The sequence below is a fragment of the Actinokineospora spheciospongiae genome, from assembly GCF_000564855.1.
GTDB classification, from domain to species: Bacteria; Actinomycetota; Actinomycetes; order Mycobacteriales; family Pseudonocardiaceae; genus Actinokineospora; species Actinokineospora spheciospongiae.
Window position 1 is genome coordinate 22,703 of record NZ_AYXG01000166.1, and the last position, 15,390, is coordinate 38,092.

At 72.1% G+C, this 15,390-nt stretch carries 12 protein-coding genes; 5 read left to right on the top strand and 7 right to left on the bottom strand.

Features of this window, described 5'->3' with window-relative positions; genetic code table 11:
• Positions 1 to 81 precede the first annotated feature (81 nt).
• Both UO65_RS21945 and UO65_RS21950 read left to right on the top strand, forming a co-directional pair.
• Entirely contained in the window at positions 82 to 852 is a 771-nt protein-coding gene (locus tag UO65_RS21945) for a hypothetical protein (protein ID WP_084176083.1), read from the top strand.
• Positions 853 to 859: 7 nt separating this feature from the next.
• Positions 860 to 2,149, top strand: coding sequence for a hypothetical protein (locus UO65_RS21950; protein WP_052021547.1), 1,290 nt, complete (start codon positions 860 to 862; stop codon positions 2,147 to 2,149).
• A 415-nt stretch (positions 2,150 to 2,564) separates the two neighbouring features.
• On the opposite strand, the gene UO65_RS21955 is transcribed toward UO65_RS21950, so the two are convergent.
• From UO65_RS21955 to UO65_RS21970, 3 genes are all read right to left on the bottom strand, one after another.
• Positions 2,565 to 3,584 carry a hypothetical protein gene (locus UO65_RS21955; protein ID WP_035285758.1) on the bottom strand — a complete coding sequence of 340 codons (1,020 nt, stop codon included), beginning with the start codon at positions 3,582 to 3,584 and terminating at the stop codon, positions 2,565 to 2,567.
• Positions 3,581 to 4,093 carry a hypothetical protein gene (locus UO65_RS21960; RefSeq protein WP_233427789.1) on the bottom strand — a complete coding sequence of 171 codons (513 nt, stop codon included), beginning with the start codon at positions 4,091 to 4,093 and terminating at the stop codon, positions 3,581 to 3,583. The genes UO65_RS21955 and UO65_RS21960 overlap by 4 nt, the downstream gene beginning before the upstream one ends.
• Positions 4,094 to 4,759: 666 nt before the next feature.
• Positions 4,760 to 7,066 (bottom strand): terpene synthase family protein, encoded by a 2,307-nt coding sequence (locus UO65_RS21970; protein ID WP_035285764.1) that lies wholly within the window; start codon positions 7,064 to 7,066, stop codon positions 4,760 to 4,762.
• A gap of 219 nt (positions 7,067 to 7,285) precedes the next feature.
• On the opposite strand from UO65_RS21970, the gene UO65_RS21975 reads away from it, so the two are divergent.
• A complete protein-coding gene (locus UO65_RS21975; RefSeq protein ID WP_035285765.1) occupies positions 7,286 to 8,161 on the top strand; it encodes a class I SAM-dependent methyltransferase in 876 nt (291 codons plus the stop codon).
• Position 8,162: 1 nt separating this feature from the next.
• On the opposite strand, the gene UO65_RS21980 is transcribed toward UO65_RS21975, so the two are convergent.
• From UO65_RS21980 to UO65_RS21995, 4 genes are all read right to left on the bottom strand, one after another.
• Positions 8,163 to 8,585: a VOC family protein gene (locus UO65_RS21980; RefSeq protein ID WP_035285767.1), complete on the bottom strand. Its 423-nt coding sequence runs from the start codon at positions 8,583 to 8,585 to the stop codon at positions 8,163 to 8,165.
• Positions 8,586 to 8,725: 140 nt separating this feature from the next.
• Entirely contained in the window at positions 8,726 to 11,020 is a 2,295-nt protein-coding gene (locus UO65_RS33535; protein WP_161784493.1) for an FG-GAP-like repeat-containing protein, read from the bottom strand.
• Positions 11,021 to 11,155: 135 nt separating this feature from the next.
• Entirely contained in the window at positions 11,156 to 11,749 is a 594-nt protein-coding gene (locus UO65_RS21990; protein WP_035285770.1) for a hypothetical protein, read from the bottom strand.
• 83 nt (positions 11,750 to 11,832) lie between these two features.
• Positions 11,833 to 12,237 carry a zinc-binding dehydrogenase gene (locus tag UO65_RS21995; RefSeq protein ID WP_052021553.1) on the bottom strand — a complete coding sequence of 135 codons (405 nt, stop codon included), beginning with the start codon at positions 12,235 to 12,237 and terminating at the stop codon, positions 11,833 to 11,835.
• 206 nt (positions 12,238 to 12,443) lie between these two features.
• On the opposite strand from UO65_RS21995, the gene UO65_RS22000 reads away from it, so the two are divergent.
• Positions 12,444 to 13,640 carry a L,D-transpeptidase gene (locus UO65_RS22000; RefSeq protein ID WP_035285772.1) on the top strand — a complete coding sequence of 399 codons (1,197 nt, stop codon included), beginning with the start codon at positions 12,444 to 12,446 and terminating at the stop codon, positions 13,638 to 13,640.
• A 111-nt stretch (positions 13,641 to 13,751) separates the two neighbouring features.
• Positions 13,752 to 15,161 (top strand): glucose-6-phosphate dehydrogenase, encoded by a 1,410-nt coding sequence (zwf, locus tag UO65_RS22005; RefSeq protein WP_035285774.1) that lies wholly within the window; start codon positions 13,752 to 13,754, stop codon positions 15,159 to 15,161.
• The last annotated feature ends 229 nt before the right edge of the window (positions 15,162 to 15,390 follow it).

Sequence of the window (15,390 nt, forward strand, 5' to 3'; positions counted from 1 at the left end):
CGATTTTGCTTTCCCGCAAGGAATTCATCCGTAGTATGCCGGTTCTGGATTCGGGCAACACCATCGTTGGAGCCACAGCCCATGAGCGATACCGACACCGGCCTGCGCACGCACCGGAAATTCATCGTCCTGGCGGTCCTCACCGCCGTCGCCGCCGCCGCGGTCTGGGTGGGCTTCCCGCACCAGAAGGCGATCCCCAACGTCTGGGTGCTGCTGGCGAAGCTGGTGCCGTTCGTGCTCGCCGTGGAGACCATCGCGGCGATGCGGTTCGGTCCCGAGGTCCGGCGCCGGATCTCCCTGGCGGCCCTGCCGGTGTGCTTCCTGGTGTTCTTCACGTTCTTCGTGCCGCAGATCTTCTTCGCCGCGGCGAACGAGAAGAGCTTCTACTACCTGGTGCTGACGCTGACGCCGTTCATCATCCTGGCCCTCACCCTGGCCCACCGGCTCGGCGGCGGCGCGCCGGGCACCGCGCGCAGGCACGGCTACGCGATGCTGCTGCTGCAGCTCTCCGGCCTGGAGGACCTGGCGTTCCTGACGATCAACCCGCACACCGACCCGGCCTGGACCCCGATCCCCGAGGTGTGGACCTGGGCCGACCACATGACCGTCCGGCTGGGACACCCGGCGAGCAAGTACGAGGCGTTCACCCTCATCGCCGTCCACGTCGTCCTGGCCGTCCTGGTGCTCACCCTGCCGGACCGCTTCTGGCTGCGCCTGGTCGGCAGGGGCGGGCAGACCCCCGGCGCCGTCGCCACCACCCCGGCCCCCGGAGCGGGCGCGGGCGCCACGGCGGTGACCACCGGCACCCCGGCGGGCGGGTCCGAGAAGCACCCCGAACCCGCCGGTCACTGACCCGGCGATGACCGCACCGACCCAGCTCGCCGAACCGACCGCCCCGCGCGGCCGGTTCGGCCGGGGGCTCGGGGGCAAGGTGCGCGTCGTCCTCGGCCGCGGCGTGGCCCGCGGCGCCATCCAACTGTCACTGCTGGGCCTGCTCCCGGTGTGGGGCGCGGACGCGTTCGGCCGGTACGTGGCCGCCACCGGCGCGTTCACCTGGGTGGTCGGCGTGGTGCTCGGGGTGGAGAAGGCGGCGCTGACCGCGGTCCCCCGGACCAGGCTGCTCGCCGCGCAGACCACCCGGATGCTGATCGGCCGCGCGGCGGCGCTCTTCGCCGCGGGCCTGCTCGCCGCGGCCGCCCTGTCCCCCGTGGGCGGCGCCCCCGCCCTCTACGGCCTGGCCGCGGCCAACGCGGCGGGCATGGGCCTGCTGTCGGTGCTCGCCGCCGTCCACAGGTTGGCCGACCACCCGGAGCGCGACAGCTTCGGCTACGCCGGGTACGCGGTGTGGGTGCTGGGCATGGGCGGGCTGGCCCTGGCGGGGGTGCTGCGCCCGTACGGCTACCTGCTCGCGCTGACCACCGGGCTCGTCGTCGCCTGCGCGGTCCTGGCCTGGCTGGTCCCCGCCCTGCGCACCCGCCCCACCCACCGCCGCGACCTCGCCCGCCTGCTCAACCGGCGGGTCGTCCTCCTCGGCCTCACCGACGTCACCGACTCCGCCGGGGTCTCCATCCTGTTCGTGGTCCTGGCAGCGGTGGACAAACCCGCCGACAGCGCACTGGTCTACCTGATGCTGCTGGTGTCGAGCACCCTCGGCTCCTTCGGCATCCTGGTGCTGCGGCTGATCCAACCGAGCACGTCGCTGCGCCTGCGCGGCACCGGCGGCGCGAGCGGCAGGCTGCGCGCCCGCACCATGCTCGGCCGGACCGCGATCGGAGCGGGCGGCATCGCCGTGGCCACCACCGGGGCCCTGCTCACCGCGCGGTCGACGCTCGGCCCGGACGCCCTCGCCGCGATCGGACGCCACCCACTGGCGATCGGCGGCCTGGTCCTGGTGGAGATGACGTCGTTCTGCATGGTCGTCTACGCGGTGTTCCTGCTGGAGAACACCAACGGCGCGGTCCTGTCACTGACGACGTCGGCGGCCCTGGCCAGCCTGGTCGCCACGGTGGCCACCGCACTCGTGGTGGTGACCACGCTCGGCGCGGTCGGCGCGTTCCTGGCGCTGGTGGTGGGCTTGGCGGTCAAGGCGGCGGTGCTGCACGCCCGCCTGCGCCCCCACCCGGTGATCGACGTCCCCCTGCCCGACTGACACCGCCACCGGGCGACGTCATCACCGAACCACCACCAAGCGCGACCGCCAAGCCCCCGCCGTCCGTTGCAACCCCCTCCCGGGCCTGGCAGACCAGTCCATGAACCTCTTCAGCCGCCTCTCACCCCACCCGGTGTTGTTGCTCCTCCTGGGCAGTGACCTGCACATGATGGAACGGCTCACCGCCTACGACCGGCCCTTCTTCGGCCGCGCCGACAACATGACCCTGGGTCCGCTCAACCCCTCCGAGACCGGCCTCGCAAGTGCCCAGGCACTCCCCTGGCCCGACATCACCAGCATCGGCGACGACCGCGCCTCGTCTGGGGGCCCGCCGACGTCCTCAACGCCTGGACCGCCGCGCGACCATCGGGCGCCCCCGAAGCCCGACGGCCCGAGTGGAGTGGTCGGCAGCCGGTCACCACCAGCGCGTCGGCACGGCCAGTGCGACCTGTTCGGTCGGTTCGGCGCCCAGTGACTCCTTCTCCCGGGACTTGCCCTTGCCCAGTTCCAGGCCCAGCCTGCCCTCGTCGATGCTCCACCCGACCACACTCGCGAGGTGGTGGAAGTACAGGTCGCGGATGCCGCCCCGGTCGCGGGGGAGTTGCGACCAGCTCCGCACGACCGGCCGCTGCGGGTGGTCCAGGACGTGGCCGAACGCCAGCAGTCTGCCGGTGGAGCGGTCGAGGTAGCTGTAGCTGCGCACGTCCGGCTGCGCGGACAGCTCCCGCAGGTACCCGCCGAGGACCCGGACGCGCGGGATCAGCGCACCGCCGTACTTGGCGTCGTTCCAGCGCATGACCTCGGCCACCGGGCGGTCGTCGATGACCGCGCCGGTCTGCACCCGGACCTCCAGGTTGTCGTCGGCGGTCATCCGCTTGACGATGCCGCGCAGGTTGCTGCGCCTGCTGCGCGACAGCGCCATCAGCCACTGCTCGCGGTCGGTCCAGCGTCCGGTGTGGATGGTCCAGAGCGGTTCGGTGGTCAGGGCTTTGCCCACCCGGTGCTTGATCTGGTCCACCTGGTCCGGTCGGACCTGGCGCCACACCACCCCGAGCGCGCCCGGCCCCAGCGCCGCGCGCGCGGCCCTGGTGTAGGCGTCGGCGAACTCGGCCAGCGGCACGTGCTCGGCCGACCACCAACCGGGCACGGCGGCCGAACCGGGGCCGCGCACGTGCAGCGCCCCCAGCCGGGGCCGGGACCCGGCGCGGGCGAAGGAGAACCGGCCCGCGGGCAACCCGAGCCACCCGGCGTTCACCGCGGCGACCGGCTCGGCACCGTCGAACAGGACGGTGACCAACTGAGGGGTGCGCGCGCCCCACGCCTGCACGGCGAGCACCGGCCACGCCCAGTCGGCGCGCAGACCGGCCTGGGTGCGCAGGTCGTCCCAGTAGGCGGGTTCGGGGTCGGTGCGCGGGTCCAACACGTCGGCTCTCACAGCTCCACCACCGGTTTTCCGTGGATCGGGCAGGCGCCGACGGCCCCCTGCGTGCCGGGGGCGATGTCGACGAGCATCGGCGACCGCTGCCGCAGCAGGGTGAAGGCCAGGCCGAGCGGGGTCGCGCGGGCGTACACGTCGCGGTGGCACAGGTGCCACCGGCCGCAGTCGGCGCGCACGGCCAGGACACCGAGGAGGTCGTCGCGGATGATGCCCGCCCCGGGGTGGTCGCGGGCGGCGGCGAGCGGGACGGGGTGTCCCAGGGGGGCGGTTTCGAGGCCGCGGTACGGGTTCGCCTCGGCCGGGCCGCCCCGGAGGGGGACGAGGTCGGGGAGGCGTTCGACGGCGACCTCGGCGGGGGTGGCGCCCGCGTGGGCGCCGGTGCGGCCGGGTACGAGGGTCGGGTCGGTGCGGCCGTGCAGGGCCCACAGTTCGCGGTAGTGCGGGACCGTGGCGAACGCGGTCCGCACCACCCGCCGGTAGGTCGGGGTCCAGAGCAGCGGTCGCACGGTGAGGCAGTGTGCCACGGTGGACCGGCCCGGGAAGTCCGCTGGGTGGAGGAATTCCGGGCGGGTGTCGGCTTCCGGTGGCTGTGTCGGAGCCCGGTCTCTTGCCGCGGGTCCGCTTCGCCTGGACTGCGCCGTGTGCTCCGGCTCAAGAGCCGAGATCTTTTCCGGGGTGCCCCGCCTGCGGTTCGTCGGGCGGTTCGGCACGGCAGGCAGGCGGATGGCGGGGTTCGGCGTGGCCGGCGGTCGGCGGCGTGGTCGGCGGTTGCGCCGATGAGTCCGACACGTTCGGTGGCTGAGCCGATCGGCTCGGCGTGGCAGGCGGCTGCGCCGGGGGCGCGGTGGCTGGTTGCCGGACCGGCGGTTTTCGAGGTGGCCGCTTGTCGCTGCGCCGATGGGGTCCGGGGTGGCTGAATCGGTGGGGGTTCGGGGGCGGTTGGCGACCGGACCCGCGGTTGGCGGAGTGCGGGCCGCTGGGCCAGTGGGTTCGGTGACCGCCGGCCGGGCAGGCGGTTGTGGGGGTCGGTGGCGGCGCCCGGGGTGGCCGGCCGCCGGGCAGGCAGTTCTCGGGGTGGCCGCCTCCCCGGACGCGCCCCGAGCCCGTGGTGGGCTCGGGGCGCGTCCGGGGCCGAGCAGGCGGTCGCGGGGTGGCGCGGGCCCGTGGGCGGGTCAGCGCCCGGCCACCGCGGCGGGCGAGGTGAGGCGGGCGGAGGAGGTGCCCAGGCCGGTCGGGCCGCGCAGGCTCGCCACGACCGTCGGGCCGGAGGTCGACACCGAACCGGTCGCCGGGACCGCCGCTGCCGCCGCCGCGCCCGGGGAGGCGGGGCCGAACTGGCGGAGCAGGTCCTCCTCGCGGTAGCGGCGGCAGTCCTCGTGCCAGATGAGGATGCCCGCGATCCAGTGCTTCAGCTCCTCGGCGTAGTGCAGCAGCATCGCCTGGGCGTCGGCGTCGAGGTCGTAGTCGGTGAACAGGGCGGGGAGTTCGACCTCGATGACGTGGAGGAACTGGGCCAGGCGGTCGGCGAGCATCCGGCCGACGACGGCGGTGGCGCGCTCCAGGTCGGTGTCGAGGAAGTGCTCGACGACCCGGATGAGGTTGTGCACCTCGCCCTCGAACTGGATCTCCTTCTGGTAGGAGTAGATGTCGTTGATCATCCAGGCGACGTCGGCGGCGGAGTTCTCCAGGGCCTGCACCGGGCGGGTCTGGTAGATGTGGGCGGGGACCGTCTGGCCGTGGCCGATCCGCGACAGGGCCATGGTCAGGTCCGAGCCGAAGGTCCTGCGGCGCATCTCGATGTAGTCCACCGGGTCCGGGATGCGGTTGAGGTGCATGTTCTCCAGCTCCCACAACCAGCTCTCGGTCATCACCACGATGGTCCGCCGGAACGTCTCCCTGGCCTCCGGGGTCATCGGGGCGGACGTGCGCTGCCACAGGTCGACCAGCGACCGTTCCAGCGCGCTCACCGGCACGATGGTCGGCGTCCCGTCGATCGGCATGCACTCGGCCAGGCGGGCGGTGGTGACCTTGGCGGCGGTCATGTCCGGGGTGCGGCCGAACACGACCGGGTACAGGTCGTCGCCGTAGGTGCCCCAGGCCAGCCAGCCGGAGGTGATGTCGAGCTGCTCGGCGCTCGCGTCCGGGTGGATGCCCGCCGCGCACAGCGGCAGGTCGTAGTCGCGGATCTTCTCCTCGGTCCACACGCCCTCGTGCGCCGGGCCGCCGGGCACCGGCTCGAAGATGCCCATCCGCGCGGCCCAGTCGACCACGTTCTCCCTGGCCCGGGCCAGGTGCGGGCTCAGGGTGGTGCCGAACGGGAGGTCGATCGGGGGCTTGCGGAGGGCGCCGACCGGGCGGAACGGGACGTTCGCGTGCCGCCGGGCGCGCACGGCCAGCGACTCCAGCAGCGCCGGGACCAGCCGGGCGGCGGAGGTGCCCAGGCCGGAGGGGCCGAACGGGAACGGCGCCTGGGTCGCCTGGGCGTTCTTGTTCATGTAGCGGCTCGAGCGCATGTGCCACTCGTGGCCGCCGGACTGCCAGTCCTGAAGGCCCTTGACGTAGGCGAGGACCTTGAGCCTGCCCTCGGGGTCGACGCCGTGCTCGTCGAACAGCGGCTGCAACTCCGTCAGCGTGGTGTGCTCGAACTGGTGCAGCCGGGAGGTCAGCAGGTCGTTGACGGCGTCGGCGGCCTCCTGGGTGCCGACGTCGAGGAACTTCTCGAACACCAGCACACCGTTGCTCAGCTCACCCTCGTCGTGGACCTCGCGCTCGTAGGAGAACAGGTCGTTGCGCAGGTGCACCGCGTCGGAGAAGGTGTCGCGCAGCACGTGCATCGGCCGGGAGGCGGCGATGACGTGCGGGACCTCGGCGCCCGCCGCGTGCTCGACCAGGTTGGCCGACCAGGGGGCGCCGCCGACCTTGCGGCGCATCTCGATGTACTCGATCGGGTTGGACAGCCGCCCCTCGTTGATGTTCGCCAGTTCCCACAGCGACTCGTCGAGCAGGGCCTTGGTGCTGTCGACGAACCGGCGCCGCCAGTCGGCGGTCATGGTGGGGACGGTGCGCACCCACAGGTCGGCCAGGCCCGCCTCCACCGGGTTGGTCGGGACCTCGGTGATCGCCCCCTCGACCGGCATGAACAGCGGCAAGCGGTCCAGGTAGGCGCGGGCGCCCGCCATGTCGTGGGTGCGCTTGAACAGCTCCAGGAAGTGGTCGTCGAAGTAGAAGACCCAGACGTACCAGTCGGTCACCAGGTCGAGTTCCGGGCCGGGGCAGTCCGGGTGGGTGTAGGCGCAGAGCAGGGCGTAGTCGTGGGAGTCGAAGTCGTGTTCGTCCCAGATGACCGTCCCCTCCTGCGGGACGTCGATCATGTCCATTTCGTACGCCCATGCCTTGCTGTGCACCCGCGCACCGTCGAGGTCGGGGTTCAGGCGCGCGGGGTAGGGCATGTAGAACTCGGGCAGCTCGAACGGCTGCATACGGCACCCGACCTCTCTCGTGCGGTGGCCCGTGGGCCGAGGGCTTCGCGTGCAGACAACCAACTCGCACGCCCGACGCCAAGATCTTTTGCGGCTTTCCACTCGTTTGGGCAACAGAACACGCTGCGTGATCACGCAGCAGGACGCTCGCGATGACCGAGGTTTGCCGGATCGGCAACGATCTTTGCCAGACTTCCGGATCGGGGGCAGGCTGGTGCCATGCACAACCACAAGGCGCACGGACCGCACGGCCACCACGACTACTCCCACGAGGTGATGGGCGACATCCTGGAGCAGGAAGGCGCGCTGCACCGCGGTTTCAACGCCGACGCCGCCGCCTGGCTCAGCGGCCTCATCACCGTCCCGGTCGCCCGCGTCCTGGACGCGGGCAGCGGCCCGGGGCTGGCCGCCTGCGTGCTCGCCGAGGCCTTCCCCGACGCCGAGGTCACCGCTCTCGACCCCCAGGACGGGCTGTTGGCCAGGGCCGCCGCCCGCGCCGAGCGCCTGGGCCTGGGCGGCCGGTTCCGCACCCACCGCGCCGAACTCCCGGGCGGCGTCGACGGCCTGGACCCGGTGGACCTGGCCTGGTCCAGCCGGGCCCTGCACCACGTCGGCGACCAGCAGGCCGCGGTGGACGCGCTGGCCGCCACCCTGCGCCCCGGCGGCGTCCTGGCCGTCGTCGAGGGCGGGCTGCCGCCGCGCTGCCTGCCCCGCGACCTCGGCCTGGGCACCCCCGGCCTGGAGGCGAGGATGGACGCCGCGGCCCAGGACTGGTTCAGCGACATGCGCACCGACCTGCCCGAGACGGCGGCCGCGGTCGAGGACTGGACCGGCATGATCACCAAGGCGGGCCTGACCCCGGCGGGGACCAAGACCTTCCTGGCCGACCTGCCCGCCCCCCTGTCGGCGGAGGACCGCCGGTTCGTCCACACCCGCCTCACCATGACCAGGGACCAACTGGCCGACGCCCTGCTCCCCGAGGACAAGGCCACCCTGGAGACCCTGCTCGACCCCGATTCCCCGCACGGCGTGCTGCACCGCCGGGACGTCTTCTTCCTGCACGCCCTGACCGTCCACACCGGACGCAAGGAGTAGGTCAGCCGAGGCAGAACTCGTTGCCTTCCGGATCGGCCAGCACCACGTGGTGGCCGTCGAATTCCGCCAGCCGCCGAGCCCCCGACCCCTCGATCCGCTCGGCGGCGGCGCGAATCCGCGCCCACCGCTCCTGCGGCGTCCCCGTTCCGGCGACCCGGAAGTCCAGGTGCAGCCGGACCTTCTCCACCTTCGGCTGCTTCACCTGCTGGAAGAAGATCCGCGGCCCCACCCCCTCCGGGTCGTGCAGCCACGCCCCGTCGTCGGCGTCGTCGTGCGGGTCCTCGGGGAAACTCGCCACCCACTCCTCCCGCGTCGTGAACGGCGCGGGCGGGGGTTCGTCCTCGTAGCCGAACGCCGCCTTGTAGAACGCGGCCAGCGGTGTCGGTTGCGCGCAGTCGAGCGTCAGATCGATCCGGATCGCCATGCGGGCACGCTAGCGCCGACCCCCGACAATCCCGTGCTCCCGATCCGGTCGGCGCGGGAACGCAGCGATCCGCCCGGGAACGCCCGCGGGCCAGGGGGAAACAGCCGTGGCCCTCCGCCGAGGAGGGCCACGGCGCGGGGTCAGGCCGGGTCGCCGCCGTTGTTCTGCCAGGCGTTGACGACGCCGTTCTGGTCGACCACGAGGTAGTCGTCCAGTCCGTCACCGTTGAAGTCGGCCAGGTGGACGGCGCCGGGGGCGCTGGTGCCCGTGGCGATCCGGCCCATGGGGATGAAACCGGCCTGCCCGTCCCGGTCTCCGCCGATGTTGCGCCAGGCGTCGATCCTGCCGCCGTGGCCCAGCAACGCGTAGTCGGCCAGCCGGTCGCAGGTGAGGTCGGCGAACACCACGGTGTCGCTGGACGTGCCCACACCGGAGGCGATCCGCCCGCGGGGAATCCAGCCCGCGTGCCCGTCGTGGTCTCCCCCGTTGTTCAACCAGGCGTCGACCGCGTTGGTCTGGGAGACGACGAGGTAGTCGTCGCGCTCGTCGCCGTCGACGTCGGCCAGTTCGATCTGCCTGCTGGTGACGACCTCGGGCACGCCCGTGGCGATCTGCCCGAGCGCGATCCAGCCCTGCGGGCCGTTCTGGTCACCGCCGTTGTTGCGCCAGGCGTTGATCTGGCCCTGGGTGCCGATGACGAGGTAGTCGTCGCGGTGGTCGCCGTCGAGGTCGGCGAAGGTGACGGTGTCCGAGGGGCCCGAGCCGGTGCCCCCGGCGACGCGGCCGATCGGGGCCCAGCCCGCTTGCCCGTCGTGGTCGCCGCCGTTGTTGCGCCAGGCGTCGACGGCACCGCCGGGGTGCAGCACCAGGTAGTCGTCCCTGCCGTCGCCGTCGAGGTCGGCGAAGCGGACCGAGGGGCCGGTCGCGAAGCCGGTTCCGGAGGCGATCTGACCCCGGGGCAGCCAACTGCCGCCGGGGGTCGGGCAGGACGGCGGCACGGCGCCCCCGGGGGTGATCCAGCCGTCCTGCACGGCGCCGATGATGGCGTGGTGGAAGGCGTCGGCCATCTTGTGGTAGCCGGAGTCGTTGGGGTGCAGGGTGTCGTCGAGGTCGGCGGTGGTCACCCCGCGCATGTCCACCAGGCCGACGTGGTGCCCGTCGGCCTGGTGCCCGGCGACCACCTCGTGCAGCGTCTGGTTGAACGAGTCGATGCGGGCCTGCACGGTGGGCGAGGTCGACGGCACGAGCGTGGCGACCAGCACGACGACGCCGGGCGAGTCCGCGAGCACCCGGTTGATCAGGTGGTTGATCCGCCCCGGCGCCGCGATGGCGTCGCCGCGGTCCATGTCGTTGGTGCCCGCGTGCAGCGTGACGACGTTCGGGCGCAGGGTGGCGACGGAGAGGTCGGCCGCCGCGGTGATCTGGTCGATCATCCAGCCGCTGTGGCCCTCGTGCTGCGGGTCGGACATCGCGCCCGAGCTCAGCGAACCCACGAAGTCCAGGGTCGTGACGTCGCCGCGGAGCTGGTCGTAGAGCTCCGAGCGGTAGCCGGTGTGGTTGGAGCTCCCCACGCCCTCGGTGATCGAGTCGCCCAGCGGCATGACGCGCAGGCTCTGCGTCGGCGTGGGGTCCGGCTGGTCGTCGGGCGGGAAGGTGTACCGCACCGCGAGGTGGTCCGACAGTTGCACGGCCAGGACGGTGCCCTGCAATTCGACGCCGTTGTCCCGCACCATGTAGTCGTAGTGGCTGGTGGGCGCCGTGGCCGGGTGGGTGGGACCGGCGGTGGGGTTCACCACGAAGGGGATGCCGCCGTTGCGCAAATCCCGGTTGAAGTCCCCGAGCGCGTACCAGCGGTAGTCCGCGTGGTCCGCCTGCCGGTGGGCGCCCACCCGCTGGTTGATGTTGTTCAACAACGTCGGCACGTCACCGCCGCTGCCGGAGGCGCCGTGGGCGCTGAAGTACCAGGCGCCGCGCTGGCGCACGCCCAGGGCTGGGCGGTAGGGACCTGCGACCACGTCGATCGCATCGACCCGCTCACGGGTGATGATGGCGAGGTTGACCCGGTGGCCGTTCGGGTCCGTCTCCAGCCAGTAGACGTAGGAGTTCGGCCTGCTCTCCGTTCCGAGCCACCTGAACTCGTGGACCCGCCACTCCCGGCCGGTGCCGTCGGGGGTGGTCACGACCTGCTGCTCGACCGCGCTCTCCGGCGGGGAGCCCGCCTCCTGCAGGGCCAGGAGGCGGTACTCGCGCATGAGCGACCCCACCCCGGTTTGCCACTTGTTCTCCGTGCTGTGGCCGGCGCCCTGGAGGTTCCAGGTCCCCACGTTCGGCAGATCCCCGGGAGCGGCCACCGCGGAGCCCGGCGAAGCGATCGGCGCCACCGCCAAGGCGAGCGTGGACACCAGGGCGAGCAAGGCCCGCAGAGGTCTGGACACCGGATTCCTCTCGGAGGGGGCGGGGGGCAGGCACATCCCCGCCCCCCGGCAGGAGGGTGCGCAACCAGCACCCAAGAGTGAAGCTATTCAGATAATAGCGTTCTTCGAGGGTCGGCGGTAGACCTCAGGCGGCGGTCAGAACCACGTCCGCATGACACCGGCGCCCAGGAACAGCATGAGGACCGCCGCACCGATGATCGTGGCGCCCTTCCAGCGGCGCGGGATCTCCCAGGAGGAGGTGAACGGCCGCCGGGCCAGGGCGACGACGCCGAAGGCGGGGAGCCAGGCGATCATCGACAGGATGCTGGCGTAGATCCCCGCGAAGTACCCGATGTGCATCGCTTCCGCGTCCAGGCCGGGGAAGGTCACCAGGCCGATCGCGCCCAGGACGATCGCGGTCGTGGCGTGGACGCCCTGGCGCGGCTGCGGGATCTCTTCCCAGAACATGACCAGGACGCCGGTGTAGACCATGGCGAGCCCGCCGGGGAGCCAGCCGACGATCGTGTCGAGCACCGGGACGGTGCCCACCGCGTCGCTCAGGGCGGGGGCGATGACGAACCAGAACAGCGGGAACAGGGCGATCCAGCCGACGACCGCGGCGATCACCAGGGCCACCCGGGTGCCCGACTCCGCCTCGCGCGGCGGGCGTGCGGCGTACGCCGCGGACGTGGTGGGCGATCCCCCGTGCCGGTTGCGCTTGCGGTTCCTGCGCTTCTTCTGGCTCGCCATGGCGGCAACCCTACAAACCGGACATCGCGCCCGGACCGGTGCCCGCGGATCAGGCGGGCACCGGTCCCGATCACCGGTTCTGATTACTCAGTGGCCACCACGATCTTGCCGATCATCGCGGAGCCCTCGACCGCCTCGTGGGCCGCGCGCAGGTTCTCCGGGGTGGTGGGGGTGAGCTTCCTGGTCATCGTGGTCCGCAGCACCCCCGCGTCCACCAGCCGCGCCGTCTCCGCGTAGGTCTCCACGTTGCCCTCGGAGAACGGGGAGAAGACCCGGTTCACGTCGGACACCTCCGCGCGCAGCCTGCGGTGGTCCACCACGCGGTGGGCGCCGAGGGTGAGTGCCCACTCGCGGGATTCCGGGCGGGAGGCGGTGGCGACGACGGTCACGCCGGTGAGCCCGCGGGCGAGCTGGACGACCATCGAGCCGACGCCGCCCGCGCCCCCCACGACGAGCAGGGTGCCGGTGCTGTCGGCGGTGAGGCCCATGCGCTCGAAGAGGGTTTCCCAGGCGGTGATGGTGGTGAGCGGGAGCGCGGCGGCCTCGGCGCCACGGGCGGGTGAAACGCATTCCCCGTGGCGCCGTATAAAGGGAAGTGAATCCGTCGGGAGCGGGACACGCGAATAGGCGGGGAACACCCGAACAATTCGACCGAATCATTTCCAACCGGTCAATCGAGAATCACGGGGATCAGATGCGCAAACCGGACAGGTTGGGCGTGCTCGCGGCGGCCGTGGCCGCCGCCCTGCTGCTGGGCGGCTGCACCTCCGACACCGGCACGGGCACCGCGGGCGGCGGGCAGGCGGCGGACCGGACCACGCGGGCCGCCGCGGCGGCCGGGGTGGTGGTGGCGCCCGCGGCGGGTGAGCAGGTCGCGCCGACGACACCGATCGTCGTGACCGCGGAGCAGGGCACCCTGGACGCGGTCACCGTGACGAACGCGAAGAAGGCGACCCAGGTCAAGGGCGCGCTGTCGGCCGACCGGAAGACCTGGACCTCCGCCGAACCCCTGGGCTACGCCTCGACCTACCAGGTCAAGGCGACCGCGGTGGACGCCGACGGCCGCAAAGTGGACCGGACGGCCGATGTGACGACCGTGTCGCCCAAGGCGCAGGCCTACCCGTCGTTCATCCCCGCGCCGAGCATCACCGACGTCGGGGTGGGGCAGCCGCTGGTGGTGAAGTTCGACCAGGACGTCACCGACAAGGCCGCCGCGGAGAAGGCGCTCACCGTCACCTCGACCCCGGCGCAGACCGGCGGCTGGTACTGGCTGTCCAAGCGCGAGGCGCACTACCGGCCCAAGGAGTACTGGCAGGCCGGGACGACGATCAAGCTGCACGCGGGGATCTACGGAGTGGACCTCGGCGGCGGCGTGTACGGGCAGACCGACCGCGACCTGACCCTCAAGGTGCACGACTCGTGGGTGGCCAAGGCCGACGGCGCCACCGAGAAGATGGACGTCTTCCAGAACGGCGCCCTGGTCAAGTCGATGCCGATCAGCATGGGCAAGGACGCCACCCCGACGCACTTGGGCGCGCACGTCATCTCGGACAAGAAGCAGAAGTACACGATGGACTCCTGCACCTACGGGGTGTGCCCGCCGGACCCGAAGGCGTACCGGTCCGACGAGAACTTCGCCCTGCGGATCTCCAACGACGGCGAGTTCGTCCACGAGAACCCCAACAGCGTCGGCTCGCAGGGCAGCGCCAACGTCAGTCACGGCTGCGTCAACCTCAACGCGGCCAACGCCTCCTGGTTCTTCGACCACTTCAACCTGGGCGACGTCGTCGAGGTGGCCAACTCCGGCGGCCCGCAGCTCCCGGTCTACGACACCTACGGCGACTGGGCCGTGCCGTGGGACGCCTGGGTGGCCGGTTCCGCCGTCAAGTGAGCGGGCGCGGTCAGGTGCGCGTCAGCGGGTGGTGGGACGTCTTGCGCTTTTGTGGCTGGGGTCACCGCACACTCGGGTGCGGTGACCCCAGCGAGCACAGGAGCGCACACGATGACCCGAACCGGCACCCCGGCCCCCACGCTGTTCGTCCTGTTCGGCGGCACCGGTGACCTCGCCAGGCGCAAGCTGTTCCCCGGCCTCTACCGCCTGTACCGCCGGGGGCTGATACCCGGCGGCTTCCAGGTGATCGGCTCCGGCCGCACCTCCCCCGGCACCGACGAGGAGTACCGGTCGCTGCTGGAGGACTGGGTGCGCAAGTTCGCAGGCGACGACTTCGACGACGACGCCTGGGCCCGGTTCGCGGCCAACGTCACCTTCCGCACCTCGACGGCCGCCGACGGGGAAGCGCTCGCCGCGCGGGTGCGGCAGGCGCGCGTCGAACTGGGCCCGGGGACCGAGACCGTGCTGTACCTGTCGGTGCCGCCGACGACCACCGAACCGATGGTGTCCATGCTGGGCCGCACCGGCCTGGCCGAGGGCGCGCGGCTGGTGCTGGAGAAGCCGTTCGGCAGCGACCTGCCCTCGGCGCGGTCGCTCAACGCCGCGCTGCACGAGGTGTTCCCCGAGGAGCGGCTGTTCCGGATCGACCACTTCCTGGGCAAGGAGGCGGTGCAGAACATCCTGGCGTTCCGCTTCGCCAACGGCGTGTTCGAACCGCTGTGGAACCGCGACCGGATCGCCTACGTGCAGGTCGACGTGCCGGAGCTGATCGGCATCGAGGGCCGCGCCGCGTTCATGGAATCGACCGGCACCTTCCGCGACATGGTGTGCACCCACCTGTTCCAGGTGCTCGGCTTCCTCGCGATGGAACCACCGGCGGCGCTGACCGCCGACGCGCTGCGCGCGCGCAAGCGCGAGGTGTTCGACGCGCTGCGCCCCATCGCCGCCGACGACGTGGTCTTCGGCCAGTACGACGGCTACCGCGACGAGGACGGCGTGGCCGGGGACTCGGCGGTGGAGACGTTCGTGGCGCTGCGGGTGTGGGTGGACAACCCGCGCTGGCGGGGCGTGCCGTTCCTGCTGCGCACCGGCAAGGCGATGGCCGAGTCGCGGCGGACGATCACCCTGGGGCTGCACGAGCCGCCCGCGCGGTTGTTCGGGTCGACGGGTGCGCCCAACGAGATCGTGTTCGACCTGTCGGACGACGCCAGGGTGCGGGTGGAGTTGCGGGTGAAGCAGCCCGGTCCCGCGCTGCGGGTGGGGCAGGCGCAGTTGAGCCTGGACGTGGCCGAGGCGTTCCCGGGGAGCCAGGCGTTGGAGGCCTACGAGCGGTTGCTGCTGGACGTGCTGAACGACGACCAGACGTTGTTCACCACCGCGGCGGAGGTGGAGCGGTTGTGGGCGTTGGGAGATCCGGTGCTGGCGGGGAGGCCGCGGGTGCACCGGTATGCCAGGGGTTCCTGGGGGCCGGGGGCGGCTGACGGGCTGCCGGGTGGGCGGGGGTGGCGACTGCCTGAGTGATCCCCGGGGGCTGTGCTGGTTCGGCGCCTGGGACTCTGGTGCCGTGGGTGGATTCGCCTGCTGTTCCAGGAATCGGGGACTTTGGTGGTGCCTGGCTGGGTGGATTCGCTTGCTGTGTGGCGAGATTTGGTGGGGGTGCCCGGCTGGGTGGATTCGCCTGCTGTGTGTGAAGAACCGGGGATTTGTGTGGGGTGCCCGGCTGGGTGGATTCGCTTGGGTGGGGCCCCTA